Here is a 26,634-nt window from a genome sequence, read left to right as displayed (position 1 = left end):
GATTTTTTCAAAATTCAAATATGAGTCCTATAGTAGTTTTTGCAGTGATATCAATCACCGAAATAGTGCTGAGTAAAAAGTAAAATTAATTGCACTCAGCACTCCTGAAAGACTAATTCTAGGGTGTAGCAGGGGAAGAAGAAACTTGACAGCAATCAGAATCAGGAATTTTTGCCAAATGTTCCAATTTCACAGAGCTTAAAAGCTCTACCCATTCTAAATTTGCTTGGGGATTACTTTCTCGCAGCTGATCGATAATCATCATCGCTTCATTCCAAATCCCATATTCTGAGTACAATCTTGCCTGTTCTAGAGAATCTTCTTTTGCCAGTTTTATTCTAGCCTCTTGTACTGAAGTTAAGGGAGTTCGCAAAAGCCAACCCTCAACGACTTTATCTGCTTCTCTATCTTCAGGACTACAGATAATTAACACCTGCCATTGATAAGTATTACGCGCTTTAATTTTGACAGTTTTTGGTATATTTATTGTCACTATCCCAGGAGTATTCACCAATGGAAAGATTGTTTTATAAACAACTTTTTCTGATTGGATGTCAATTAGACGAAATTCAGCTTGCTTATCAACAGCTTGAGGAATATACACATACACTGTTGGGTCCAGAGCCACTGTTGTCAAAACATTATTTTCTGGAGTCAAAGCAGTTAGAGGTATTTTAATCTCATCACTACTTGTTGTCATTAATTCAGCATTGAAGTTCTCATTCCCACAAGCAGGTCCCCGTGAACCCGCTCCTGAAGTTCGCGTTGGCGCTCCCAAATCTTCTACTGGTGGGAATTTAAGGCTTACTTGCAATCCTGGGAATAATTGGGCGCTACTTTGAGTTGGTAAAATAGGAATCATCAGCATTGCCGTGAAAATACTCAAAGTGCAGGTTTTTGCCGAAAAAGCAGGAATTTTTATAGGCATATAGACTAGGTTTGATTAATGTTATATATCTTACATTACTAACCAAAGCTCTTGATGGCAACAAATCAAGCGTAGGATTTGTTACTAACTTTATCTTAAACTTGGGTAATTTAGTCTACACCGGATCAATAGGCTTTTCCAGAAATTTCCGTATATTCCCGCAAACCTTCTAAAAAAAGGGGATAAGAAATAAATCCCCGATTTCTTCAAGAAATCGGGGATTTAATGCAGATTTGCAGAAGTATTTTCGGCAACCTCTCTACAAAGCTTTGAATTGAATTTTTGATCTATTTTGAGATATTTTGATTTAACCAAGCATACCAATGATCCAAACCCTCACCAGTAGTAGCAGAAACTAGAAAAATCTGGATTTGTGGGTTTACCTGTTTTGCATATTCAATGCAGCGTTGGATATCAAACTGGAGATAGGGTAACAAATCAATTTTTGTCAAAATCATAATTTCACTATTGCGAAACATATAGGGGTATTTAATCGGTTTATCTTCCCCTTCAGTCACTGATAAAATTACAACTTTAGCCTGTTCTCCTAAGTCAAATAAAGCCGGACAAACCAAATTACCGACGTTTTCAATCATCAACACAGAATCTAATGGCGGATTGAGTTGTTGTAAACCCCTTTCTATCATTGATGCGTCTAAATGACAGCCTGTCCCCGTGTTAATTTGTACCACTTTACAGCCTGTTGCTTTAATCTTTTCCGCATCATTAGTAGTTTCTTGATCTCCTTCAATGACACTAATATTCAACTTGTCCTTTAAATCATTAATAGTGCGAGTTAATAAAGTTGTTTTCCCCGCACCAGGAGAACTCATTAAATTTAAAGCCAGGATATTTCGACCTTTAAACCAACCACGATTTTGGGCTGCTAATAAATTATTTTTACCTAATATTTCCTGTTCTAAAGATATAGTAGTGTTATGAATTTTAGCGTGGATTTTTGGCGCTTCTTCATGATGATGAGCATGGGTAATTACAGTCCCATCAGGTAAGATGTGAGTATGATGATGCTCATTTTCTAAACTAGTAATTTTTGTTTCATTATCGTCTGTACATCCACAAGTTACACACATAATTCTTCCACCTCAATTTCTTTAATGTTTAATTCTTCACCAGTAATTATATCTAACTGCACACTACCACATTCACAAATACCAAAGGGTTTATCTACATAAAAAGTTGTACTACATTGACGACATCTAGCCATTCCTGGTATTTCTAGTATTTCTAAAGTTGCCCCTTCTACTATTGTACCTTGGGCGCAAATATCAAAACAGAATTTTATGGCATCGGGCATAATGGCGGAAAGTTTGCCAATTTCTAATAATACTCTTTGCACTTTTTTGTTTTGGGCGTTTTCGCTAACTATGGCGATGATGTTTTGGGTTATTCCTAGTTCGTGCATTATGTTTAATTTTAACTAACCGCAGAGACGCAGAGGACGCAGAGAGAAGAAGTGTTGTTTAGATCCCCGACTTCTTGCATTAACTTACAATTTTATTCACAAATTGAGTTAGAAGTCGGGGATCTTTAATATTGACTTTTAACATATTCTTGGCAGTTGATCACCTACTAACATATCAATTATTCTTTCTGCACCGAAGGCTGTTTTTAAGAGGACTATTCCTGGTGGTGTGGGGATAATTTCACCGATGATAGCTGCTTGTTTTCCTGCTGGATGATTTTGCATTGTTACTAAAATTAGATCAGCTTTTTCTGAAGGTGCAACTATTACTAGTTTGCCTTCGTTGGCTAAGTATAATGGTTCTAAACCTAATATTTCACATACTCCATTTACTTCTTCTCTGATAGGAATTGCATTTTCATTGATGCGTATTCCTACGTTAGCTGTTTGGGCAAATTCATTTAATACTGTGGCTAAACCTCCTCTGGTTGCATCGCGCACGGCGTGAATTTGGGGACAAGTTTTGATAATTTCAGCTACTAATTCATGCAATGGTTGACAGTCACTTTCTATACCTGTTTCTAATGCTAATTCTCCTCTGGCAATTAATATGGCTGTACCATGATTTCCGATTTCACCGTTAATAATTACCACATCTCCTGGTTGAATGTTGCGGGGAGAAATATCAATATTTGGGGGAATTATCCCAATTCCCGCTGTGTTTATAAATAGTTTGTCAGCACAACCACGATTAACAACTTTTGTGTCACCTGTGACTATTTGCACTCCGGCTTTTTTTGCTGCAACTTGCATACTGGAAACTACACGGCGTAATGTTTCTACTGGTAACCCTTCTTCTAATATCATACTACAGGTAAGATATAAAGGTTTTGCACCACTGACAGCTAAATCATTAATTGTACCATTAACTGCTAATTCTCCTATGTCTGAACCAGGGAAAAATAAGGGGTCTACAACATAGGAATCTGTGGTAAATGCTAATCTATTTCCATGTTGAGAAAGACTGGCTAAATCAAATGTGGCTTGGTCTTCCAATTGGGAAAGAATAGGATTATCAAAACTTTTAACAAATACATCATCAATTAAATCACGCATAGCCTTACCACCGCTACCATGAGATAAATTAATATGTGTATCTCTGACTTTACCTGGACGACGGCGGACTTGTTCTATTTTTTGAAATAGAGGATTTTGAACTTCCTGATTTTTGTAAACTTCCATATTAAACATCTTCATCTTATAAACTTCTTAACTTAAAAACCTTTCTTTTCTTCCTTTGCGTCTTTGCGTCTACCCTGCGGGATCTCTAAGAGAGATTGCGTGAGAAAATCTAATTGGTGCGTTACGCTAACGCACCCTACAAATTACCTCCCAGTTTCTTCATGCCTGCCGGCGTGTTTATCAGAATGCAAAACACCACCAACAGCCCAATTTTCCCGTTCAAATTCATCAATATGAACAGTTATCCACTCAGGTTTAGTTCCTAAAGCAGAAACCAAAGCATCAGTGACTGCTTGGACTAATTTCCGCTTTTTTTCTATGGAGTGACCTTTTCCAATTTGAACAGTAACAAAAGGCATAAAATTATCCTCACATTGTGCGATTTAGACTGATAGAGGTTCGGTCGATACACCTGATTTATCTCTTTTCGCCATTGTTGAAAGTCGCCCATATTTGTAATATGCTGCACAAGCACCTTCGGAGGAAACCATACAAGTTCCTATGGGTGTTTCTGGTGTGCAAGCTGTTCCAAATACTTTACATTGCCAAGGTTTTAAAACTCCTTTCAAAATTTCTCCACATTGACAGGCTTTATGGTCGGCTACTTTTAAATTAGGAATAATAAATTTAGCTTCAGCATCAAATTGGGCGTATTCTTCGCGGATTTTAAACCCGGAATTGGGGATTTCTCCTAAACCTCGCCATTCAAATTTTTCACGCACTGTAAAAACTTGATTCATGGCTGCTATTGCGTTTTGATTTCCGGCTGGTTCAACTAAACGATTATATTGATTTTCAACTTGACAACGATTTTCTACTATTTGTTTTAACAACATCCAAATTGATTGGAAGATGTCTAATGGTTCAAAACCAGAAATAACGATTGGTTTATGATATGATTGGGCAATAAATTCATAAGGTTCTGTACCTATGACCATACTTACATGACCAGGACCAACAAATCCATTAAGTTGTAAATCTGGGTTTTCTAATAATGCTTGGAGTGCAGGAATTACTAATACATGATTGGAAAACATACTAAAGTTAGTAATATTTTCTGCGGCTGCTTGGAGGATGGTAAAAGCGGTACTGGGGGCGGTGGTTTCAAAGCCTAAACCGAAAAATACTATTTCTTTATTGGGGTTTTCTTTGGCTATTTTAAGGCTATCCAAGGGTGAATAAACCATGCGAATATCTGCACCTTGGGCTTTTGCTTGCAATAAGCTAGTTTTTGAACCGGGTACGCGCATTGCGTCGCCAAAGGTGGTAAAGATGATGTTGGGGTTTTGACAAATTGCGATCGCATCATCTATTCTACCTTTAGGCATCACACAAACTGGACAACCAGGACCATGAATTAGTTCGATATTATCGGGTAATATTTCTTCGATTCCGTATTTAAAAATAGAATGGGTATGACCACCGCATACTTCCATTATTTTCAGGTGTTTGTCTAGTTGTCGGCTGAGTTTGGCTATTTCTTTTTGTAAGGCTTGGGCTTTTTCGGGGTTGCGAAATTCATCTACATATTTCATATCAATTTTGGATTTTAGATTTTAGATTTTGGATTAGCAAAAAGCAGTATAAGTTAAACGCAGATGAACACAGATAATTAATGTAAGGCTGCTATTTCTTGCAATAGTTTTAATGTTTCTGCGGCTTCTTGTTCGTTGATTCTGTTCATGGCAAAACCAACATGAACTAGTACCCAGTCTCCTATACATTTTTCGGGTGGGTGTTGTTCATCGACGATGCAAGCTATGTTGATTTGGCGCTTGACTCCCCCAATGTTAACCATTGCTAGTTTATGTTCTATGTTGGTTATTTCTGTTATTTGTCCGGGTATTCCTAAACACATTTTGGTTTTCCTTTTTTAAGATTTACTAACCACAGAGGTACGGAGGACACAGAGGTTTTTATGTGATTTTTTTTAAGTATTTAGCGGCAGCAATTACACTTTGTCCTAGTGATAAACCGCCATCGTTTGCAGGTACTTTACTATGAGTTAATACATTGATTTTTGATTTCTCTAATCGCATTTTTACTTGTTCTAATAAAATTCGATTTTGAAATACTCCTCCTGTTAGGGCTACATGATCAAATTGATGTTCTTGTCTGAGTTTTTTGACTATTGTGACTATGGATATGGCTAAACTTTTATGAAATTTTGCAGCTATTTCTGATGGTGAAATTTGCTGTTTAATATCATTGAGTATTTGTCTCCATGTGCAAGATGTATCTATATAATAGATATTAGCTGATTTTTCAAATTTAAAGAAATAATTTAGAGTTTCTTTATCATTGTTTAATATATTTAGGTCTGCTATTGCTTCCATTTCTATGGCTGCTTGTCCTTCATAGGTACATTGTTCTCTACAAATACCTATGGCGGCTGCAACTGCATCAAATAATCTGCCTACTGATGATGTTAAGGGTGAATTAATACCTTTTTCTATGATTTGGTTAAGTAGTTTGGGTTTTTTAGTCTCTAAAAATTTGATTATTTCTAAATCTTTGTATTTTTCGGTGATTTCTTCCCAAGTATAAGCATTAATTAATTGGGAGAAGGTATTTCTCCAAGGTTGATAAATTGCCTGTTCTCCTCCTATCATCGGTATAGGTTTAAATGTCGCTAATCTTTGATATTCGCAATAATCAGCTAGTAAAAATTCTCCTCCCCATAATGTGCCATCTCCACCATAGCCTAAACCATCAAAGGCTATTCCTAAAACTGGTTTTGAGTTTAAGGGAATTTGATTTTCTGCCATACAACTAGCAATATGGGCGTGATGATGCTGAATTTCATTTAATTTAATTTGATTAGCTGTTGCTAGTTCTTTACCAAGTTTAGATGATAGATATTCTGGATGTTTATCAATAGCAATTATTTCTGGCTGATGGGCAAATAAGTTAAGATATAAGTTCAATGTTTCTTGATAAGCATGAAAAGCAGCAGCGTTTTCTAAATCTCCTAAATGCTGTGATAAAATTGCCTCACCTTCTCTTAATAAACAAAAGGTATTTTTTAACTCACTACCCATTGCTAAAATCAGCGAGATTTTCTCAAATCCTGATGGTAAACTAATCGGTGCTGGTGCATATCCTCTCGCACGTCTGAGGGTTTGTATTTTATTATCAATAACTCTCACAACTGAATCATCAACACGGTTAACAATATCTCGATTATGTAATAAAAAATAATCTGCTATTTTCGATAATTTATTTTTAGCATCTTCATTATCTATACATTGTGGTTCATCAGAAATATTCCCGCTAGTTAATACTATGGGATTCTTCATTCTCCTGAGAATTAAATGATGTAAAGGCGTATAAGGTAACATAAATCCCAGAGTAGTTTGTCCTGGTGCTATGGAAGAGGGTAATTTCTTATCTGGTTTTAAGGTTAATAAAACAATAGGTGCAGCGGGACTGCTTAATAATTGTTTTTCTAAATCATTAATATAGCAATATTCAGAAATAATATTAATATCTCTAGCCATTAAAGCAAAAGGTTTATGATAACGTTGTTTGCGATTTCTAAGTTTTATCACTGCATTTTCTTGAGTTGCATCACAAGCTAAATGAAAACCACCTAAACCTTTAATAGCAACAATATTTTCCTTTTGTAATAAAGTACAAACAGCATCAACATCATCTAACATAGAAAACATATCAGCAATAACAGGTTTACCATCAGCCCTTTCTAACCATGCACGAGGTCCACAGGTAAAACAAGCTACGGGTTGGGCGTGAAAACGCCGATTTTCCACATCTTGATATTCTTTTTCACACTCTCCACACATCGGAAACTTCACCATGCTGGTGTTATTTCTATCATAAGGAATAGCGCGAATAATACTCAAACGTGGTCCACAATGAGTACAGTTTGTAAACGGATAACGAAAATAACGACTAAAAGGATCAAAAATCTCCTTTTGACAGTGAGAACAAGTCGCCGCATCAGCAGAGATTTCAGTTTTTATCACACTATTAACACTGTGAGAAATCACAAAATCATCAAAATCAAACTCACCCAAATATTGACTTCTCACCAACTCATTAATTTTCGCCAAAGGTGGACATTCTTCATACAACTTATCTACAAAAGCTGTAATTTTTTCCGCACTTCCAGCAACACGAATTAAAACACCTTCACCATCATTATAAACCTCACCTTTTAACCCGTAAACTTTCGCCAAACGATACACCGTAGGACGAAAACCCACACCTTGAACAGTACCACGAACTCTAATTTCCTCCATTCTCATCCTTCCTCCTCTGCGTCTCTGCGCCTCTGCGTGAGATAATTAAAACTTCCAAATCAAAACCCGATTATTTCCAGAATCAGAAACTACCACATTTTTCTCACAAACCTTAACTCCATAACACCAATTTAAACTTTCCCTAGTCGGTAAACCAAAATTTTTATTTTCACTTTTACTAATAAAACTATCTTGTCCAATAACACCATCAGCATCTGCACCCTGCAATAATAAAATAGATTCACGTTTCTTCCATCCTAACAAACGAGAATTAGCTGTATCGGCAACTATTAACCAATCTCCCCAAATATCTACCCCATAAGGCATACTTAAACTACTACAACTAGGGAAATAAACTCCTTGATTTAATTCCACACAATTAAAGTTTTTTTGCCCTAAAACCACTGCACAAGGGGCATTATTTTCTGTTGGTATTCCTTCCCAAATCATCACTCGGTTATTACCTGCATCTGTGACAACTAAATTATCTTCCCAAAGGGTGATATCATGACACCAACGCATACTAGCAGCAGTGGGAGAACCACCACCATTTTCATTACGAGATATCATATCTGGTTGTCCCAAAACGACATCCGCAGGTTGTCCATTTTCTGTGGGTAATTGATGCCAAATCAATAAACGACGGTTTCCGGTATCAGCTACAAATAACTTACCTTGATAATAAAAGATACCATAAGGCCAATGTAAAGTATTTGCTGCTGCTTGTTGACTCCCCCGGTTAGATTGATTATCAATAAAGTTGCTTTGTCCTAATACTAAATCTGCTGGAATATTGCTATCTTCTGGGACAGAATACCAAATTAAAATTCGATGATTCCAAGCATCAGCAACGGCTAAACCATCACCACATTTACAAATACCTGTAGGTACACTAAATGTATTTTTTCTTGGCGTATCTTTGGCATTTTGTCCTTCATGAAAAAAGTCAGGTTGTCCCATTACCCAGTCAGCAGGTTGATGATCTTTGGTAGGTAAATTTCGCCATCCTAATAAGCGATGATGTCCCGTATCTGCTACCCATAATGGTCCTGTTGGTGATAGTAAACAAGCTGCACGGGGTCCGAACATTGTAGAGGGAGTTGGTGCAATAGGTATGGCTATTTGTTCGGGTGTAATATTGTTTCCTAATATTATTTCTGCCCTGTTGGAAGATAGGGGTAAATAAGGAGGTTTTTCAATGTGTGTTTTGGGTATCAAAGTCATTATTTATGATGAATTTATTGGATAAAGGTGTAATTAATTAGATCAAGTTTTTGGGGCTTAATTATTAAAAAATATTTTTGGATATAAATATGTATTGATAATGGCAATTTTAGTTAAAGTAAATTTAATATGAGTAATTGAAACGATTAGCGGGCATCTTGTCCGCACTACAATAATTGCCAAATTTCAGGAAAAGACCATTCTCAATCGTTAAAAAGCTGACGACCTATTATTTGTGACTTTTGAATTTTGATGTAAGTATTCAGCTATAGCAATCTTTCATACGCAGATCCCCGACTTCTTTTATTTATTGTGTCCATAAATGATAAATTGACCTTAGAAGTCGGGGATTTTATCGCCTCACCTGAATTCTTGCATTTTGACTTCCGCTAACCTGTACTAGCTATATGTGTGCCTATTTTCCCTTAACTCAGCAAATTAGCATTATTAACCCAGATTGATTGTTGAGGTATGGGAATGTTAATTCCGGCTTGATCTAAGGCGATTTTGAGACGACGACGATATTCTCTAGCGACATCCCATTGTTTAAGAGGTTGGGTTTTAATCCAGACACGAATCATCATACCGCGATCGCCAAAATTATCAATTCCCAAAATACTGGGTTTTTCCACAATTTGCCGCTTCCAAAAAGGTTCTTGATTCATTTCTAAAGCCACATCTGTAATTAATTTCAAAGCGTCATCAATATTGGCTTGGTAGGAAACTGGAATAGTTAAATCAGCCCGTGACCAACGACTAGAAAGATTAGCAACTACTTTGATTTCACTGTTAGGAATTGTAATCAAACGTCCTTCCGCATCTCGAACTTGAGTCATCCGCAAATTGAGGTTTTCAACTAAACCGCCCACATCTCCCACAGTAATCACATCGCCAAGGGCATATTGATCTTCTAGAATAATTAAAAAGCCGTTAATGGCATCTTTAATTAAGTTCTGAGAAGCCAGAGATACAGCCACACCAATTAAACCAGCACCCGCTAATAAGGGAACTATATCTATACCTAAAGAAATCAAAGTTAGCAAAATACCAACTCCTATCCAAATAAGAGTCGTGATACTTTTTGTCACTCCTGAAAATGTGGAAACTCGCAATTGCATCCGTTCAGAAGTTTCTGAATTTAATAAAACTCCACCGCTAATTAGAGTCGTGGTAAATTTGTCAATTAGAGCATAACTAAAGCGAATTGCTACGTAAGTTCCTAAGACCACAATACCTACTTTTATAGGAATTTGGGCAACTACAAGCAGAGCAATTTGTAATGCTCGCGTGTAGGGAAATAAACCCAAAATCACAAAACTTCCACTTCCCCAAATACCTGTTTGAGTTAATTGAAATAGACGTTTTTTAACTTCTGCTAAATGTTGATGTTTCTGTTGATTTAGTTGGGTTGTAATCGGTTGATCTATTTCTTCACTGGGGGAAATCGGTTCTAAATCGTCCTTTTGAGAACGGCGTTGATAACGATATATTAATAGACTTGACAAAATCATTGCTATAGCGATACCACCAGCATTTTTACCTTGGAATATTAAAGATGAAGTTTGGCGTTCTTCCCTAGCTTTTCCCAACTCTTTCTGCAAATCTCCGGCGATTTGATTGGCCATCGTTACAGAATCTACCTGACGTAATTTAGCGTCTTCAGCATTAATAGTCATCAGGTATTTGTCATTAACATAAATTACTGGTAAATCGTTGACTCGGCGGATCTGTACATTCAGTTCTTCCGTAGATGAACGAAAGTAATCTTGGTTAATTTGCTGTAAATTACGTTGAATATTTTCTAACCGTTCCGAAAGATCGTTTTTCGATGCTGCAATCCGAAATAGGGGACGACCATCTAAATAAATCCATTCGGAAACTGTTTGATTTTCGGAAGTATTACTCACACTGCTAGGAGTTTGTAAGTAAGGTAAAAGAGGAATCTGGGCTGTAGCTTTTGGAACAGAAACAACGGTAACAGCCATTGAAACTGCTATCGCCAAAAATTTTAAATGCACTCAAAAACCTCCTTAAAGAAAATCTATTTTTGGGTAATCATAAGGTTATTATCAATACATCCCTTATATTATCTATCTTTGGTCAAATCTCCCTTAAATGACCTTTATTTCTATCTCAAGATAGATAAAATCTGTTGATAGTCATGAATAGCCCATCTGTTCATAATACTAATAGCAGAGATTAGGAAAAAATGACAACTTGGATAAAAATGGTGATTGGTAAATTCTCGCTTTTTATCTATCACATCCTCCCTGATGCGGCAATTACAGCGAAAATTTGCCACTTGTGAGAAAATGTTGTTACAGTACGTGAAGGTTTCTAGAGTTATATCTTGCACCTTGTCCTCAGAATAGAATTCTGGGCTATACAAACAAAGTCCGCCTACGCGGACTAATGGCAAATCTGAACCCACATAGGTGGGTTTTGCCTGTGTAGATGCGATTTATAATCGCCTGGTACAAGATGAGGAGTAAACCTTTTTTGTTTTTTAGAGGATAATTTTTCATGACCGCAACAACTCCCAGATTAAAGCACGAGGTTAAAGACCTCGGACTCGCTCCCTTGGGAAGACAACGCATTGAATGGGCTGGACGAGAAATGCCCGTATTGAAGCAAATCCGCGATCGCTTTGAGAAAGAAAAGCCCTTTGCTGGATTGCGTATTTCAGCTTGCGCCCACGTCACCACAGAAACTGCACATTTAGCGATCGCTTTGAAAGCCGGTGGTGCTGATGCAGTTTTAATTGCCAGTAACCCCTTATCAACTCAAGATGACGTAGCTGCAAGTCTTGTAGCTGATCATGAAATTTCCGTATTTGCTCAAAAAGGCGAAGATGCCGCTACATATAGCCGCCACGTGCAAATAGCATTAGATCATCGCCCCAACATCATTGTTGATGACGGTAGCGACGTGGTAGCAGAATTAGTTCAACATCGTCAAAATCAAATAGCTGATTTAATTGGTAGTACCGAAGAAACCACCACCGGTATCGTGCGGTTACGCGCCATGTTTAACGAAGGCGTTCTCACCTTCCCCGCGATGAACGTCAACGACGCAGACACCAAGCACTTCTTTGATAATCGCTATGGTACTGGTCAATCTACCTTAGACGGGATTATCCGCGCTACAAATATTTTGTTAGCTGGTAAAACTGTTGTAGTTGTCGGTTATGGCTGGTGTGGTAAGGGTACAGCCCTCCGCGCCCGTGGCATGGGTGCAAATGTCATCGTTACCGAAATTGACCACATCAAGGCAATTGAAGCCGTTATGGATGGTTTCCGCGTCCTCCCAATGGCAGAAGCAGCACCTCATGGTGATATCTTCATTACTGTCACAGGTAACAAGCACGTCGTTCGGGGTGAACACTTCGATGTGATGAAAGACGGTGCGATCGTTTGTAACTCTGGTCACTTTGATTTGGAACTTGATTTGAAATACTTAGCCGCTAATGCTAAGGAAATCAAGGATGTCCGTCCTTTCACTGAAGAGTATAAGTTGACAAATGGTAAATCCGTTGTCGTACTCGGACAAGGACGTTTGATTAATTTGGCTGCGGCTGAAGGACACCCCAGCGCAGTTATGGATATGAGTTTTGCTAACCAAGCTTTAGCCGTTGAATACCTGGTGAAGAATAAGGGTAGTTTAGCTGCTGGTTTGCACTCTATTCCTAGAGAAGTAGATGAAGAAATTGCTCGCTTGAAGTTGCAAGCTATGGGCATTTTCATTGATAGTTTGACAGCCGATCAAATTGACTATATCAATTCTTGGCAGTCTGGAACGTAAATCATTAATTAGTTGATTTTTTGGGGATAGGCTTTTGGGCTTATCCCTTTTTTTTCTCTCGCAGAGGCGCAGAGACGCAGAGAGAGGATATAATGGGATGAAGGGTGTTGTTTTAAGTTTGTATGTCAGCAAAAGATTTTTTTCACAATGCAGTTAGGTTAGCTTTAGAAAAAGATGGTTGGTTAATTACTGACGATCCTTTAAGATTTATAGTAGATACTATAGAATTTCGTCTTGATTTAGGAGCGGAAAGACTTCTAGCAGCAGAAAAAGAAGGAGAAAAAATAGCAGTTGAAATAAAATCTTTTTTGGGAAAATCAGCGATTAGTGAATTTCATACAGCTTTAGGACAAACACTTAATTACCGTTATATTTTAGGAAGAGAAGCACCTGATCGTATTTTATATTTAGCAATTAGTTATGAAATCTATACAGCTTTTTTTCTGATACCTGTGATTCAAGAAATAATTGCTGAATATAAATTAAAATTATTGATATTTGAAATTAGTAAGGAGGAGATTGTTTTATGGAAGGAATAAATTACCCTGAATTAGTACAAACAGTATTAGCAAGACATACAGAAAGTCATTTAGCTAAGGGAACGGAAATACAATTAATATTTGATGATCAAAAAAATCACTATTTAGTAATTCATCTAGGTTGGGAAGGTGAAAAACGGACTTATGGTTCGGTTATTCATGTTGATATTAAGGATGGAAAAATCTGGATACAGTGTGATTTTACAGAGGAAGGAGTAGCTAATGAGTTGGTAGAATTAGGTGTTCCGAAATCTGATATTGTTTTAGGTTTTAGATCACCTTATGTGAGACAATTTACTGATTTTGCGTCGGTTTAGATTTTTTATTCAATTTTGATAACTTGATTTTTTGGGGATAGGCGTTTTGCTTATCCCTTTTTTTAACAAACCACGAAGACACGAAGAACACGAAGGAAGAAGGTATTAGTTAAGAAGTTAGGTATAATCTAAGATAGAAAATATTGATTTTATAACCACACCATGCTTCTCTATTAAAAATCTATACCATCATGACACAAAAAACATACCCACTTCCTTTAACCTTTGAGCAAATTCTTAATCTTGTTTTACAACTTCCTGCACAAGAACAAGAAGAAATAATTCAACAAATCAAAAAAAATTCACTCAAAAACAAAGAGGAAGATTTGTAAATTATTTACTTTCTAAAAGATTAACTAAAGTATCTAATTTTTCAAAAACTTCATCGTAAGTAACAATTTGTACACTTTGAAAATTAGAACGATAAAGTTCAAAGGACTGCTTTTTGTCGTTATTACATAATTCTTGTTTTGCATTACCAGCAATTAGGATGCACTTAGGGTTAAAAACATTTAATTCTTCCTCGGAATCTTCTTGTTTTTTTCGATTTGAATTGGAAAGCATATAATAACTCTTATTCAACTCATCCTGATAGGCCAATAATTGACTTACAGAACCAGATATTTCACTAGAAATTACATAATCTCCTGACCTATATTCACTTCCTAAAAGTTGTGTATTAGGAGTTTTAATTTCTATCAATGCTGCATTTCTTGTTAGGTTATTAACCATAATAAAGTCAATGACTTTACCGCCCCTGTTATCTATTCCTTTACCACCCACATAAGCTTTAGAGCCAAGAATAGTAACTGGTATAGAAAATACTTGTCCAAGTATAATTGAGTTTTCTTCAAAAAATTTATGCCAAAATTCCTCAGAGGAATTATTTTTATTATCTTTCCATGTTTCAAGAATATTTTTGAGATTATCTACTGCTACTATTCTGTTAAGTAATTTTTGAACTTCAATATCTCGTTCATTTTCTGGTTTACTTTCTAGAATATCTACTATAATTTTTGACATTTCCCTTGATGTTATCAATAGTTCTAAGATTCTATTAAATTCACCTGGAGAATCAACTTTTTTGTTTAATTTAGTTGTTAAATTGCTGATATTTCCAGAGGGATTTATTCGATCTCTAGGTATCTCTAATGCTTCCCAAGTATGCTCAACATTTTTCATAAATACAGTTTTAAATACACCTTTAGTATGACTGGTACGATGTACTTCAAATTTCTCAGATATATCACCTGCTGCATTATTTACACTATTAGATATCTGATGTAGTGCAGGAATAAAGCATTGACAATTTCTCGCTAATCTATTACTAACTTTATTAAGTCTTAAATCATCTAGTAAAATTAATTCTGCACATTGATGCGTTTTAGTTTGAAATGGAGGATTTCCCACCACACAATCAAACTTAGAAAGAGTATCATTTAAAGTTTTATCATCAGTGGTAGAATTTAGAGAGACAATTAATTTAGTCCATACTGGTATAAAATCAAGATAATCTTTATTTTGTCTGTTTTTATTTTTGCCAGTTAGCTTAGTTTCTATGGGATGATTTCTATACTTCAAAAGTGCAAAAGCATAAGCTCGTTTAATTAAAAATTTATTTGATTCACTGAGTTGATTATTTTTCTCAGATTCACTTTGCTGATTATTTAAATGATCAGAAAATAGGGATAACTGAGATTCTTTTTGAATTTCTGGAAATTTACCATTAATAATTTCTAATAATTCTTTAGTTTCTAATTTTTGCATAGCGATTAATTCACCTTGCAATTCTGGAGGTGCGTAATCAACGGGGGGAATAGTATTATTGTCCATATTCATGCATTTTTATCCTTTACTGTTACATCACAGTTCAGTATATCATATATCACTCAATTACCACAAACCGATAGTTATGTAGGTTGGGTTGAGGAACGAAACCCAACATTTTGATAATTTTATTGCGTTGGGTTGCGCTTTGCTTAACCCAACCTACGAATTATTACTAGGTAAAGAATAATGAAATTAGGATAGAATTTAATGTAAAACAATGATAAAATAAAGTAATGTCAAAAAAGCGTAAATTACTGGAGAAAGTTCTTTCAGGATCTAAAAATCTTCAATTTGATGATTTAGTGACTTTAGTTGAAGCCTTTGGTTTTTCGTTATCACGTATCAACGGTAGTCATCACATTTTTACTCATCCAACTATCCCCGAACTTATTAACTTACAAAATCGCAATGGTAAAGCTATTCCTTATCAGGTTCGTCAATTTTTGATTTTGATTGAAGAATATGCACTCACTTTAGAGGATGAACAATGAAGCAGTATCACATTAATATTTTCTACAGTCAAGAAGATGAAGGTTATATTGCTGATATTCCTGATTTAAAATATTGTTCAGGATTTGGTTTAACTGAAGAAGAAGCACTGCAAGAAGTTCTAAAAGCCAAAGCTGCTTGGTTAGAAGCTGCGGAAATAGCAGGTAAACCCATTCCCGAAGCAAGATATAAACCTGTAATTTATCAAATAGCTTCATAACTTTATAGTTTACTGGTTTTGCATCGGTTTAGATTTTTTTGCCTTTTTACATAAAATAAAAAAATCTTGATCATTGCTATACTAGAAACATTCCTAAACAATCATCTCATGTTAACCATAACCATTGATGAAATCCAAAAAAACCTCACTAGCTATCTTCACCAAGTAGCAGCAGGAGAAAGTATAATTATCATCGAATCAGGTCAACCAATAGCAGAAATAAAACCAGTTTCCCCCACATCTCCACAACTCAGACCTTATGGTTTATGTGCTGGAGAGTTCACTGTTCCAGATGATTTTGATGCTCCCTTACCTGATGAAATTTTGAATAGTTTTGAGGGTAAATGAAATTATTATTAGATACCCATATTTTTCTATGGTTTATTAGCGGTGATGTAAAATTACCGATTCATTTACAAAATAGTATTCGTGATTTAAACAACGATGTCTATTTAAGTTGTATTTCTGTGTGGGAAGTAACTGTAAAATATCAATTAGGTAAATTACCCTTACCAGCATCACCGGAAATATACCTTCCTAAACAGCGTCAACAGCACCTAATTAACAGTCTCAATCTTGATGAAGAAACTATTGCTCAACTTGTAAATCTGCCATTGTTACATCGTGATCCTTTTGATAGAATTTTAATTTGTCAAGCATTACAAAATAATATGACAATCGTAACTTTAGACTCAGCTATTCATGCCTATTCTATCAATGTTTTATATTAGTTATTTAGGTTAGCTTGAGCAACGAAACCCAACACCTTTATAATGTTACCATGTTGGGTTGCTACTGCCTACGCCAACCTACGCATATAATATAAAGGAATTACTTAAAAAATCAGGTATAATTTAAGATAAAATATCACTTTAACTTTTTATGTCAGCAAAAGATTTTTTTCACAATGCAGTTAGGTTAGCTTTAGAAAAAGATGGTTGGTTAATTACTAATGATCCTTTATCATTTACAGTAGATGGTCTTGACTTTAGAATTGATTTAGGAGCAGAAAGACTTTTAGGAGCAGAAAAAGAAGGTCAAAAAATAGCAGTTGAGGTAAAATCTTTTTTAGGACAATCTGAAGTTACTGAATTTCATACAGCTTTAGGACAAACACTTAATTATCGTACTGTTTTAAGAAAAAAAGAACCCAACCGTATCTTATATTTAGCAATTGGTAATGACGTATACAAAGAGTTTTTTCTAATTCCGTTTATTCAAGAAATAATTGCTGAACATAAATTAAAATTATTGATTTTTGAAATTATTAAACAGGAGATTGTTTTATGGAAGGAATGAATTATCCTGAATTAGTAAAAACCGTGTTAGCAAGACATACCGAAAATCATAGATCAGAAGGAACAGAAAAGGAGTTAATTTTTGATAGTGAAAGAAATAGTTATTTAGTAGTTCATGTAGGATGGCACAATAACGAAAGGGCTTATGGTACAGTTATTCATGTAGATATTATCAATGAAAAAATCTGGATTCAGAGAGATTTAACTGAAGAAGGTGTAGCTAGTGAACTAGTAGAATTAGGAGTACCAAAAACCGATATCGTTTTAGGTTTTAAATCTCCTTTTGTGAGGGAATTTACTGGTTTTGCAGTGGGTTAAATTTTTTGTATTCTTCCTTTGCGTCTTTGCGTGAGATAAAAACCCCAAAAATCCCCATCATTAATCATCAGGAGGATGCCAACTTAAACTAATCCAAATTGCCCTAGCTTGGACAACATCCTCATTATTTAATCGTAAAGCTAAAACCGTACCTCTGCCAATAGCAGTTATCCCAATAATATGAGTACCACCATTTGCCCATTGAAAATGATCTAACCATCTTTGTAGACGAGGATTAAACAAAGATACAGATTCATTAGTTACAGGATCATTAGCAGTTATCTTTGCTCCTTTAAACTCATTACAACGATAACAACAAGCAGATAAATTTTCTCGCTCATCATTTCCCCCCAATGAACTAGGTAAAATATGATCCATAACTAAAGGCATACCTGTTAAACAGCTAGAAGTGCGACAATATTCACATCTATAGCCAGCCTCATTAATAACTTGTTGACGAAGAGATTTAGAAATAGATGACACTGGTATTATACTAATTGCTCAAAATCTGGAAGAGAAAAACCTTGCCACTTTAAAAGTGCATAGGCATAAGCTTTTTTTAACATTAAATAATCAGCACTCACTCGCAACGATTTCAACAATAATCTATCAGATTCACTTAATTGATTATTTTGATTTTTTTCTAAAAGTTGAAAATGTAATTCTTGCTGACTTTCTGGAATTTGACTTTGAGCAATAGTTAATAATTCCTCAATTGTTAATTCTTGCATAGCGATTAATTCCCCTTGTAATTCCAGAGGTGCATAATCAACCGCAGGAGGAGCATTAATTTGAGTAGGCATAGGTTTTTATAGAATTTGTTTGTTGCTATTATAACTTATTTTTTAAAAGCTGCTGTTAGATCAGGACTGGTGATTGCGATCGCACTTTCATGCCATTCATGAATAGTAGCATCAATCAAATCCCAAGCCTGATTAGAAGTATCAGTTAAACGAAAAGCCTCACTCACTTCTTTAATAAAATCTTGCAATTCATCTGCATCAAAAACCCGCAACCATCCATAAGGATGTTCATAACCAATTTCTTGACCCAACAACAACCGAAACGCCACCGATAACACCTCAAAAACAGCCTTACTTTGTGTTACCCCTTTCACTAAATAAGCCACATCTTCACGACGCAACAGCGCAAAAGATTGGTCATTTCTAGTAATAGTAATTGGGTGTTCATAAGCTTTATCTAAAACCTTTCCAGGTTGACGATTTAACTCAGTAGCTGTCACTAACTCATCTGAGTAAGCATTGCTAAAAATTGCAATTGACATGATACCTGCGTTTTCAAGAAATGCTGACTTAATCTGAATATGATATTACGTACTATTATCATTTGTCAATAGGTAACACTACAAAAACCTTTGTTCTTGCAATTCTTCCTCTGCGTTCTCTGCGTCTCTGCGTGAAATAAAAAAAATCTTAAAAATTGCTATAATATAAACATTCCTAAACAATCATCTCATGCTAACCATAACCATTGATGAAATCCAAAAAAACCTCACTAGCTATCTTCACCAAGTAGCAGCAGGAGAGTTTAATTATTGAAGTTTTATCACCTTCTACAGAAGCCTTAGATAGAGGGGATAAATTTAATGATTATCAAGAATTAGACACTTTACAAGAATATGTTTTAGTTAGTCAAAATCGCCAACGAGTTGACTGTTTTCGGCGCAATTCTGAAGGAAGATGGGTTCTTTATAGCTATAGAGGAAATCAACAATTAGAATTAACCAGTGTGAATTTTTCTTGTCCTCTAACTGATGTTTATGAAGATGTTGCTTTTTAAGATTATTTGTTGAAGAATAGAAAGATACTTCTCTTCCTTTGCGTCTCTGCGTCTCTGCGTGAGCTAAATCTTAACTTCTTACCCTCCTATGAACCAAAAAATTATCCAAGTTGATGCTTTCACCAATACACCATTTAAAGGCAACCCAGCCGCAGTTTGTGTATTAGCAACTCCCCAACCTGACGACTGGATGCAAAAAGTCGCCCAAGAGATGAACTTATCAGAAACTGCTTTTTTAAGCAAACAAAATGACGGTTTTAATTTGCGTTGGTTTACACCAACTGTAGAAGTTCCCCTTTGTGGTCATGCAACTTTAGCCAGCGCCCATGTATTATGGACAGAAGGGCATTTATTACCAGATGAAGTCGCCCGATTTTATACTAAAAGTGGGGTATTAATTGCCAAATTGCGAATACATTGGATTGAGTTAGATTTTCCCGTCAATCACTCTCAACCCATAGCAGCACCAACAGAATTGAGTGAAATTTTAGGAGTACCTTATAAATCAGTTTATCAAAATTCTTTGGGTTATTTAGTAGAAGTTGAATCTGCGGACTTGGTGCGAGAAATGCAACCGAATTTTCAACAGATGAAAAAGTTACCGATGCAGAATGTGATTGTGACGAGTATTGGTGATTCCAAATATGATTTTGTATCACGATTTTTTGCCCCTGGATTGGGTATTGATGAAGATCCGGTGACTGGTGCAGCACATTGTTGTTTAGCACCATTTTGGCGCGAAAGGTTGAAAAAAGATGAGTTTTTAGCTTATCAAGCTTCTAGTCGGGGTGGTGTTGTTAAGGTTAATTATCCAGGGGAAAATCGCGTTTTTCTAGCGGGACAAGCTATAACTGTAATGCGAGGTGAGTTATTAGGTGATAGGTAGACAGTAAACAGGGGATGATGAAATTACTATTTTTATCCTGTTCATCCTTAAATCCTGGACATCCTGATTCTGACAGTTGCAATTTACTAAAAGGCAGTAATGAACACGAAACAGATAAAAATTAAAAGTAGTAACATTAGTAAAAGCATCTTGAAAGCTTGTGACTGGCCGATTGAAAAATTACCAGGATTAAGTCAAGAGGAACTTTTAAAATTACAAAGTTGTGATATTAAGACTACAGGAGATTTAGTCAAACAAGGAAAAACTCCAGAAGCACGAGTTGTATTAGCCAGTAAATTACAAGTAAATCTTCAATATGTGAGTAAATGGATAGCTTTGGCGGATCTCGCACGTCTTCCCAGTGTGGGAACTCAATATTGTGGTTTATTACTTCATGCTGGTGTGATTTCGGTGACGCAGTTAGGGGAAATTCCCACTCACAGATTACACAAACAAATTATGCGTTTGCAAGTAGCAACATTCCAGCGTCGTGATTTGTGTCCAGCAGTTGAGTTGGTGCAACAATGGAGTCAACAAGCGAAGGTAATTGGTAATTGGTAATTGGGAAAGAAGGGAACAGGGAACAGGGAACAGGGAACAGAATTTTTGACTTTTGACTTTTGACTTTTGACTTGATTCTCCCCAGTCTCCAGTCCCTACTCCTTAGCTAACACACCGTTTAAGAAAATATCAGCCAGTCCTTCGGCCATTGCTTGCATTTCTTGGGGAGACGCATTAGGTTCAAGGAGGGTATTATCAGAAAAACCTGCGATCGCAAACATTCCTAAAAACACCTTAGCCACTAATTTGGCATCCATCTGGCGATAGATTCCTCTATCCATTGCCGTTTGAAAGAATGCTTCAGCGACATCGGTCATTTTATCAATCACTTCGGTTTGAATGCGATCGCGCAAATCTGGATGAAACTGCACTTCCATGAAACAAACCCGCATTATTTCCACATTTTTGTGCATATTCCACATTCTGCGGCGCATTACCTGGGCTACAGCCTTATAACTACCCATTTCACTCAATTCTGTGAGTAAATCTGTGAGAATATCCACCCAGCCACTAGTCGCCACCTCTACCAAAATCGCCTTTTTATTGGCAAAATGGCGAAACAGAGTACCCTCAGCCACACCTGCTGCTTGTGCTAAATCACGTGTTGTTGTACCATCAAATCCCTGAGATGCAAATAACCGCTGTGCAGCTTGAAGAATCCGGTCACGGGTTTGAGTCTCTGCGGGTTGGGGAGAATTAAAAATTCGCATAGTGGTTATAGTAGTTATTGCTGTATTTCAGGAACACGAATTGTAGCAATATTGTCTAACATCAAATCCAAAAAACACAAAAAGCTTAATACAAGATTAACGCTTTGTTTGCTAATCAACACAATTCTCAAGTAGTGTAAATTTACTTTAATTTTTGCTATGAAACATTCGATTTTGGATTTTGGATTTTGGATTTTGGATTGGTTAAGGTTAAACAAAGCGATTGGAAATCACAGCTACACAGACAAAACCCACCTACGTGGGTTAGAAACAGAAGATTGTTCCCCAGTCCACGCAGGTGGACTTCGTTTGTATAGTAGCGATTTCCAATCGCCTTTTTCTTTAATTTTTGCTATGAAACATTCGATTTTGGATTGGTTAAGGTTAAACAAAGCGATTGGAAATCACAGCTACACAGACAAAACCCACCTACGTGGGTTAGAAACAGCAGATTATTCCCCAGTCCACGCAGGTAGACTTCGTTTGTGTAGTAGCGATTTCCAATCGCCTTTTTCCCATTTTGGCACTCGTCTGTTGTCAGTTGCTTTGGCGTTGATGATATTTTGTTTGGGTTTCACTCCCCAAGCCGCTATAGCACTGCAACCCAGCCAAACTTCTATTCAACCTTATTTAGATCGGGTAATTAAGGAGTTAACAGAATTTCGCCTCGATAATGGTTTGAAATTCATTGTTTTAGAACGACATCAAGCGCCAGTGGTTTCCTTTCTCACCTATGCTGATGTTGGGGGCATAGATGAACCAGATGGACAAACAGGAGTAGCACACTTTTTAGAACATTTGGCTTTTAAAGGGACAAGACGGATTGGTACAACCGACTACAAAGCCGAAAAACCACTACTAGACCGCTTAGAACAGTTAGATACTCAAATTAGAACGGCTAAAGCCAAAAACAAAAAAGACGACTTAGCAAAGTTGGAAACCGAGTTTAAATTAGTAGAAGCTCAAGCAGTCAAGCTAGTTAAGCAAAATGAAATGGGCAAAATTGTTGAGCAAGCGGGGGGTGTCGGTTTAAACGCCACTACTTCCAGCGAAGCTACCCGTTATTTTTATAGTTTTCCTGCTAATAAGTTGGAACTGTGGATGTCTTTGGAGTCAGAGCGATTTTTAGATCCTGTATTTCGAGAATTTTATAAAGAAAAAGATGTAATTTTGGAAGAACGACGGATGCGAGTTGATAATTCTCCCGTCGGTTCAATGGTGGAAAAATTTGTGGATACTGCTTTCAAAGTTCATCCCTACAGAAGACCAGTAATAGGTTATGACGAAGATATCCGCAACTTAACACCAGCAAATGTCAAGCAGTTTTTTGAGAATTACTATGTCCCCAGCAATTTAACCATCGCTGTTGTTGGTGATGTTAACCCTGATGAAGTCAAAAAATTAGCCAAAATTTACTTTGGAAGATATCCAGCTAAACCCAAAGCACAAGCAAAAATTACCCCAGAACCAAAACAAACCGCAACCAGGGAAGTTACTTTAGAACTAGCTTCTCAACCTTGGTATTTTGAAGGTTATCACCGTCCAGGTATCACCGATGCTGATAATGCAGTTTATGACATCATTGGCAGTTTATTGAGTGATGGACGCACTTCACGACTGTATAAGTCTTTGATAGAAACACAGCGGATAGCGTTAGCTGCTCAGGGTATTAGCGGCTTCCCCGGTGATAAATACCCCAATTTGATGTTATTTTATGCCCTTACGGCTCCAGGTCATACAGTTGATGATTTAGCGATCGCTCTCGGTAAAGAAATTGAAAAATTGAAAACACAACCTGTATCCGCAACAGAATTACAGCGTGTGAAAACCCAAGCCAGGGCGGGTTTATTGCGTAGTCTCGACTCCAATATGGGTATGGCACAAAATTTATTGGAATATGAAATAAAAACCGGCTCTTGGCGGAATTTGTTTAAACAGTTGGATAATATCGCCGCAGTTACACCTGCTGATATTCAACGGGTAGCACAGACAACTTTTACCCCGGAAAATCGTACCGTTGGTAAGTTGTTGTCAAAAACAGGGAACAGGGAACAGGGAACAGGGAACAGGTAAAGGCAAAAGGCAAGAGGCAAGGGCAGGAGGCAGGAGGCAGGAGGCAAGAGGCAGGAGGCAAGAGGCAAAAGGCAAAAGGCAAGAGGCAAAAGGCAAGAGGCAAAAGGCAAGAGGCAAAAGGCAAAAGGCAAAAGGCAAAAGGCAAGAGGCAAGAGGCAGGAGGCAGGAGGCAGGAGGCAGGGGGAAGAAGGTAAATATTTCTCCCCATCTCCCCATCTCCTCATCTCCTCATCTCCCCATCTCCCCATCTCCCCCCCTGTTCCCTGTTCCCTGTTCCCTGTTCCCTGTTCCCTGTTCCCTGTTCCCTGTTAAAAAATAGAGGATAGAAATAAAAAAATGGTGAAGGTTAAGAAATTGAAGTTTTCACTGAAGTTTTCTAAGAGTTGGCGGTTTATTTCCGCTTTGGTTGTGGCTTGTCTGTTGACTTTTAATTTTTCTTGGGTAGCGACAGCCGCAGCAAAGCATTACACCGATTTACAGTTTACGCCTGTGTCGGAGATTAAGCTACCTAAATATGAACGGTTTGTACTAGATAACGGCTTGGTTGTCTATTTGATGGAGGATCATGAGTTACCTTTGGTAAGTGGGACAACACTTGTCAAAACCGGAAGCCGTTGGGAAGCAGGTGAGCAGTCCGGGTTAGCTGATGTTGTTGGTTCACTGATGCGGACAGGGGGAACTCTCAAGCATTCGGCTGATCAATTAAATGAGATATTAGAACAAAAAGCCGCATCTGTAGAAACCGATATTGCTGAAGCTGCTGGTAGTGCTAGTTTTGATAGTTTGACTGAAGATTTAGAAACGGTGTTTGGGTTGTTTGCGGAGGTGTTGCGAGAACCAGCCTTTGCTCAAGAAAAGTTAGATTTGATTAAAACTCAAGCTAAGGGTGGTATTGCTCGTCGCAATGATGATCCTAGCAGTATTGCCAGTCGGGAATTTAGAAAATTAATCTATGGACAGGATAGCCCTTATGCTCGCACAGTAGAATATGCGACTTTGGATAAAATTAACCGTGAGGATGTACAGAAATTCTACGAGCAATATTTTCATCCCAATAATATGATTTTGGGAATTGTAGGCGATTTTAACCCCCAAAAAATGCGATCGCTCATTCAAACTAAGTTAGGTGACTGGAAACCTAACCCCAAAATCGCTAAAACTCAATTACCTGAAGTGTCACCAGCTAATTTAGGTGGTGTATTTTTTGTCAACCAACCCCAACTTACCCAAAGTAACATTCTCATGGGACATCTGGGCGGAAAGTTTGATAATCCTGACTATGCAGCCTTAGATGTGATGAATGGAGTGTTAAATGGGTTTGGGGGACGCTTATTTAATGAAGTGCGATCGCGTCAAGGTTTAGCTTATTCTGTATATGGTTCCTGGAGTCCCCGTTTCGATTATCCAGGAATGTTCATCGCCGGCGGACAAACCCGTTCTGATGCTACAGTACAGTTTGTGAACGCCTTGCAAACCGAAATTAAACGGATCCAAAATCAACGGGTGACAGCAAAAGAATTAAATTATGCCAAAGAATCTACCCTAAATTCTTTTGTATTCAATTTTCAAGACCCCAGCCAAACTTTATCCCGGTTGATGCGTTATGAATATTATGGTTATCCCGCTGATTTTCTGTTTCGTTATCAAAAAGCTGTCACCGCAACCACAGCAGCAGATGTGCAGAGAGTAGCGAAAAAATACCTCAAACCAGAAAATCTCGTCACCCTAGTAGTAGGAAATCAAACCGCTATTAAACCACCATTAACCCAGTTAGCAGCTACGGTGACACCAATAGATGTAACTATCCCTGGTTCTCAAAACCAAGCACAGAAATAAAACCATAAAACCAACTATTTGCAGTTTAGATTCTCGACTTCTTACAAAAGTCGGGAATTTTGTTTTTTATGGTATAGGCAGGAATAACTGCGCCTTTATTCATAGAAACTTGCATTTCTAAAAAATTATTAGTTTCACAGACAAAACTCCTTAAATTCTGTCTGGAAAATAGTTCTCAAAACCTTGACTTAATCTGGTTCTAATTGAAAATATAAGAACAGGATTTTAAAATTTTGACAATTTTTCAATCAATTACCAGCAAAAATGTATTTAGGGAGGTGGCAAAATGGTAAGCATAAGAATTGATGACCTAAAACCTAGTATTGACACAGAAATTCTCAATGACCTAAATTCTGAAGATATGAATAATATCCAGGGTGGTATCAGAAGAAGAAGAGAACCAATTTCACGTGAGCGCAGGAACTCATCCACAGGACTGCAATCAGTAGATGCTAGGATTGATTCCTGGCAGGAAGAGTTAAATAAAAATTATGCCCTTTTGCAGCAAGAATTTGAATTTTAATATCTGTCTGTGAAGACTGATACCCGGCATAATCTGACAACTAAATCAGGAAAATTATCTAAGTTGTAAAGTGTGTTTTGATATTTAATCAAAGCACTTTTTTTTAGATATCCAATTTTTAATTTAATTTGCAAAATACCAGTCCATAAAAAGACAAAAAACCGTTATTTCTGTCTTGTAAATAGTGTTCAAAGCCTTGATTTTTGGAAATTCTTTAAATAAAAATAGTAGTAACAGTTAAGGAAACGACAACTCAACTGTTCAACTCTAATCACTGAAAACAAGTCACGTCTTTTAGGAGGAAATCATGGCAAATATCAAACTTTCTGAATTAAACGCTGCTGGTTCTGAACT

The 26,634-nt window shown here is 36.8% G+C and carries 30 protein-coding genes and 1 pseudogene; 16 read left to right on the top strand and 15 right to left on the bottom strand.

Features of this window, described 5'->3' with window-relative positions:
* Nucleotides 1–118 precede the first annotated feature (118 nt).
* The 10 genes from VB694_RS17300 to VB694_RS17255 all read right to left on the bottom strand — a co-directional run bounded on the left by VB694_RS17300 (nucleotide 119) and on the right by VB694_RS17255 (nucleotide 11,064).
* A complete protein-coding gene (locus VB694_RS17300) occupies nucleotides 119–928 on the bottom strand; it encodes a DUF928 domain-containing protein (protein WP_323361571.1) in 810 nt (269 codons plus the stop codon).
* 287 nt (nucleotides 929–1,215) lie between these two features.
* On the bottom strand, nucleotides 1,216–2,019 hold the full coding sequence (gene hypB, locus VB694_RS17295) for a hydrogenase nickel incorporation protein HypB (protein ID WP_323361570.1): 804 nt from the start codon (nucleotides 2,017–2,019) through the stop codon (nucleotides 1,216–1,218).
* On the bottom strand, nucleotides 2,010–2,351 hold the full coding sequence (gene hypA / locus VB694_RS17290) for a hydrogenase maturation nickel metallochaperone HypA (RefSeq protein WP_323361569.1): 342 nt from the start codon (nucleotides 2,349–2,351) through the stop codon (nucleotides 2,010–2,012). Before hypA ends, hypB begins: the two co-directional genes overlap by 10 nt.
* A gap of 138 nt (nucleotides 2,352–2,489) precedes the next feature.
* Complete coding sequence (gene hypE / locus VB694_RS17285; RefSeq protein WP_323361568.1) at nucleotides 2,490–3,593, bottom strand: hydrogenase expression/formation protein HypE; 1,104 nt, start codon at nucleotides 3,591–3,593, stop codon at nucleotides 2,490–2,492.
* A gap of 143 nt (nucleotides 3,594–3,736) precedes the next feature.
* Complete coding sequence (locus VB694_RS17280) at nucleotides 3,737–3,952, bottom strand: tautomerase family protein (protein ID WP_190557505.1); 216 nt, start codon at nucleotides 3,950–3,952, stop codon at nucleotides 3,737–3,739.
* 24 nt (nucleotides 3,953–3,976) lie between these two features.
* Entirely contained in the window at nucleotides 3,977–5,128 is a 1,152-nt protein-coding gene (gene hypD, locus VB694_RS17275; protein ID WP_323361567.1) for a hydrogenase formation protein HypD, read from the bottom strand.
* Between the two features lie 77 nt (nucleotides 5,129–5,205).
* Nucleotides 5,206–5,451 carry a HypC/HybG/HupF family hydrogenase formation chaperone gene (locus VB694_RS17270; RefSeq protein WP_323361566.1) on the bottom strand — a complete coding sequence of 82 codons (246 nt, stop codon included), beginning with the start codon at nucleotides 5,449–5,451 and terminating at the stop codon, nucleotides 5,206–5,208.
* A 58-nt stretch (nucleotides 5,452–5,509) separates the two neighbouring features.
* The gene (hypF, locus tag VB694_RS17265; protein ID WP_323361565.1) at nucleotides 5,510–7,861 is read right to left on the bottom strand and encodes a carbamoyltransferase HypF; all 2,352 of its coding nucleotides are present in this window, start codon (nucleotides 7,859–7,861) and stop codon (nucleotides 5,510–5,512) included.
* Between the two features lie 39 nt (nucleotides 7,862–7,900).
* A complete protein-coding gene (locus tag VB694_RS17260) occupies nucleotides 7,901–9,079 on the bottom strand; it encodes a hypothetical protein (protein ID WP_323361564.1) in 1,179 nt (392 codons plus the stop codon).
* A gap of 425 nt (nucleotides 9,080–9,504) precedes the next feature.
* Nucleotides 9,505–11,064, bottom strand: coding sequence for a mechanosensitive ion channel family protein (locus VB694_RS17255; RefSeq protein ID WP_323361563.1), 1,560 nt, complete (start codon nucleotides 11,062–11,064; stop codon nucleotides 9,505–9,507).
* Nucleotides 11,065–11,602: 538 nt separating this feature from the next.
* Between VB694_RS17255 and ahcY the strand changes: the two genes are divergently transcribed.
* From ahcY to VB694_RS17235, 4 genes are all read left to right on the top strand, one after another.
* A complete protein-coding gene (ahcY, locus tag VB694_RS17250; protein WP_323361562.1) occupies nucleotides 11,603–12,880 on the top strand; it encodes an adenosylhomocysteinase in 1,278 nt (425 codons plus the stop codon).
* Between the two features lie 122 nt (nucleotides 12,881–13,002).
* Nucleotides 13,003–13,419 carry a XisH family protein gene (locus tag VB694_RS17245; protein WP_323361561.1) on the top strand — a complete coding sequence of 139 codons (417 nt, stop codon included), beginning with the start codon at nucleotides 13,003–13,005 and terminating at the stop codon, nucleotides 13,417–13,419.
* A complete protein-coding gene (locus VB694_RS17240; protein WP_323361560.1) occupies nucleotides 13,407–13,736 on the top strand; it encodes a XisI protein in 330 nt (109 codons plus the stop codon). The genes VB694_RS17245 and VB694_RS17240 overlap by 13 nt, the downstream gene beginning before the upstream one ends.
* A gap of 191 nt (nucleotides 13,737–13,927) precedes the next feature.
* Nucleotides 13,928–14,068 carry a hypothetical protein gene (locus VB694_RS17235; protein ID WP_323361559.1) on the top strand — a complete coding sequence of 47 codons (141 nt, stop codon included), beginning with the start codon at nucleotides 13,928–13,930 and terminating at the stop codon, nucleotides 14,066–14,068.
* 1 nt (nucleotide 14,069) lies between these two features.
* Here VB694_RS17235 and VB694_RS17230 read toward each other — a convergent pair whose 3' ends face one another.
* Nucleotides 14,070–15,575 carry a Shedu immune nuclease family protein gene (locus VB694_RS17230; protein ID WP_323361558.1) on the bottom strand — a complete coding sequence of 502 codons (1,506 nt, stop codon included), beginning with the start codon at nucleotides 15,573–15,575 and terminating at the stop codon, nucleotides 14,070–14,072.
* 224 nt (nucleotides 15,576–15,799) lie between these two features.
* On the opposite strand from VB694_RS17230, the gene VB694_RS17225 reads away from it, so the two are divergent.
* The 6 genes from VB694_RS17225 to VB694_RS17200 all read left to right on the top strand — a co-directional run bounded on the left by VB694_RS17225 (nucleotide 15,800) and on the right by VB694_RS17200 (nucleotide 17,891).
* A complete protein-coding gene (locus VB694_RS17225) occupies nucleotides 15,800–16,057 on the top strand; it encodes a type II toxin-antitoxin system HicA family toxin (protein ID WP_168539221.1) in 258 nt (85 codons plus the stop codon).
* Nucleotides 16,054–16,275: a type II toxin-antitoxin system HicB family antitoxin gene (locus VB694_RS17220; RefSeq protein ID WP_323361557.1), complete on the top strand. Its 222-nt coding sequence runs from the start codon at nucleotides 16,054–16,056 to the stop codon at nucleotides 16,273–16,275. Before VB694_RS17225 ends, VB694_RS17220 begins: the two co-directional genes overlap by 4 nt.
* 108 nt (nucleotides 16,276–16,383) lie before the next feature.
* Nucleotides 16,384–16,623, top strand: coding sequence for a type II toxin-antitoxin system Phd/YefM family antitoxin (locus VB694_RS17215; RefSeq protein ID WP_323361556.1), 240 nt, complete (start codon nucleotides 16,384–16,386; stop codon nucleotides 16,621–16,623).
* The gene (locus VB694_RS17210; RefSeq protein ID WP_323361555.1) at nucleotides 16,620–17,006 is read left to right on the top strand and encodes a type II toxin-antitoxin system VapC family toxin; all 387 of its coding nucleotides are present in this window, start codon (nucleotides 16,620–16,622) and stop codon (nucleotides 17,004–17,006) included. The genes VB694_RS17215 and VB694_RS17210 overlap by 4 nt, the downstream gene beginning before the upstream one ends.
* A gap of 151 nt (nucleotides 17,007–17,157) precedes the next feature.
* Nucleotides 17,158–17,574 (top strand): XisH family protein, encoded by a 417-nt coding sequence (locus tag VB694_RS17205; protein ID WP_323361554.1) that lies wholly within the window; start codon nucleotides 17,158–17,160, stop codon nucleotides 17,572–17,574.
* Nucleotides 17,562–17,891, top strand: coding sequence for a XisI protein (locus tag VB694_RS17200; protein ID WP_323361553.1), 330 nt, complete (start codon nucleotides 17,562–17,564; stop codon nucleotides 17,889–17,891). Before VB694_RS17205 ends, VB694_RS17200 begins: the two co-directional genes overlap by 13 nt.
* A gap of 60 nt (nucleotides 17,892–17,951) precedes the next feature.
* Here VB694_RS17200 and VB694_RS17195 read toward each other — a convergent pair whose 3' ends face one another.
* The 3 genes from VB694_RS17195 to VB694_RS17185 are packed head-to-tail and all read right to left on the bottom strand — an operon-like array spanning nucleotide 17,952 to nucleotide 19,176.
* On the bottom strand, nucleotides 17,952–18,374 hold the full coding sequence (locus VB694_RS17195) for an HNH endonuclease signature motif containing protein (protein ID WP_323361552.1): 423 nt from the start codon (nucleotides 18,372–18,374) through the stop codon (nucleotides 17,952–17,954).
* Nucleotides 18,375–18,379: 5 nt separating this feature from the next.
* Nucleotides 18,380–18,694 (bottom strand): hypothetical protein, encoded by a 315-nt coding sequence (locus VB694_RS17190; RefSeq protein ID WP_323314590.1) that lies wholly within the window; start codon nucleotides 18,692–18,694, stop codon nucleotides 18,380–18,382.
* A gap of 35 nt (nucleotides 18,695–18,729) precedes the next feature.
* On the bottom strand, nucleotides 18,730–19,176 hold the full coding sequence (locus tag VB694_RS17185) for a hypothetical protein (protein ID WP_323361551.1): 447 nt from the start codon (nucleotides 19,174–19,176) through the stop codon (nucleotides 18,730–18,732).
* 260 nt (nucleotides 19,177–19,436) lie between these two features.
* Between VB694_RS17185 and VB694_RS17180 the strand changes: the two are divergent.
* The 3 genes and pseudogenes from VB694_RS17180 to VB694_RS17170 all read left to right on the top strand — a co-directional run.
* Nucleotides 19,437–19,691: pseudogene (locus tag VB694_RS17180) on the top strand (Uma2 family endonuclease); the annotation flags it as partial.
* A gap of 88 nt (nucleotides 19,692–19,779) precedes the next feature.
* Nucleotides 19,780–20,577, top strand: coding sequence for a PhzF family phenazine biosynthesis protein (locus tag VB694_RS17175; RefSeq protein WP_323361550.1), 798 nt, complete (start codon nucleotides 19,780–19,782; stop codon nucleotides 20,575–20,577).
* A 99-nt stretch (nucleotides 20,578–20,676) separates the two neighbouring features.
* Nucleotides 20,677–21,138, top strand: a complete 462-nt coding sequence (locus tag VB694_RS17170; RefSeq protein ID WP_323361549.1) for a DUF4332 domain-containing protein — start codon at nucleotides 20,677–20,679, stop codon at nucleotides 21,136–21,138.
* 95 nt (nucleotides 21,139–21,233) lie between these two features.
* Here the strand turns inward: VB694_RS17170 and VB694_RS17165 are convergent, their stop codons facing one another.
* On the bottom strand, nucleotides 21,234–21,848 hold the full coding sequence (locus VB694_RS17165) for a TetR/AcrR family transcriptional regulator (RefSeq protein ID WP_323361548.1): 615 nt from the start codon (nucleotides 21,846–21,848) through the stop codon (nucleotides 21,234–21,236).
* A 555-nt stretch (nucleotides 21,849–22,403) separates the two neighbouring features.
* Between VB694_RS17165 and VB694_RS17160 the strand changes: the two genes are divergently transcribed.
* The 3 genes from VB694_RS17160 to VB694_RS17150 all read left to right on the top strand — a co-directional run bounded on the left by VB694_RS17160 (nucleotide 22,404) and on the right by VB694_RS17150 (nucleotide 26,280).
* On the top strand, nucleotides 22,404–23,921 hold the full coding sequence (locus VB694_RS17160; protein ID WP_323361584.1) for a pitrilysin family protein: 1,518 nt from the start codon (nucleotides 22,404–22,406) through the stop codon (nucleotides 23,919–23,921).
* Nucleotides 23,922–24,257: 336 nt separating this feature from the next.
* A complete protein-coding gene (locus VB694_RS17155) occupies nucleotides 24,258–25,757 on the top strand; it encodes a pitrilysin family protein (RefSeq protein ID WP_323361547.1) in 1,500 nt (499 codons plus the stop codon).
* 286 nt (nucleotides 25,758–26,043) lie between these two features.
* Complete coding sequence (locus tag VB694_RS17150; RefSeq protein WP_323361546.1) at nucleotides 26,044–26,280, top strand: hypothetical protein; 237 nt, start codon at nucleotides 26,044–26,046, stop codon at nucleotides 26,278–26,280.
* The last annotated feature ends 354 nt before the right edge of the window (nucleotides 26,281–26,634 follow it).

The sequence above is a fragment of the Anabaena sp. UHCC 0451 genome, from assembly GCF_034931405.1.
Lineage (GTDB): Bacteria > Cyanobacteriota > Cyanobacteriia > Cyanobacteriales > Nostocaceae > RDYJ01.
The sequence above is the reverse complement of the archived record's forward strand: the minus strand, read 5'-3'. Positions and strand labels throughout refer to the sequence as shown.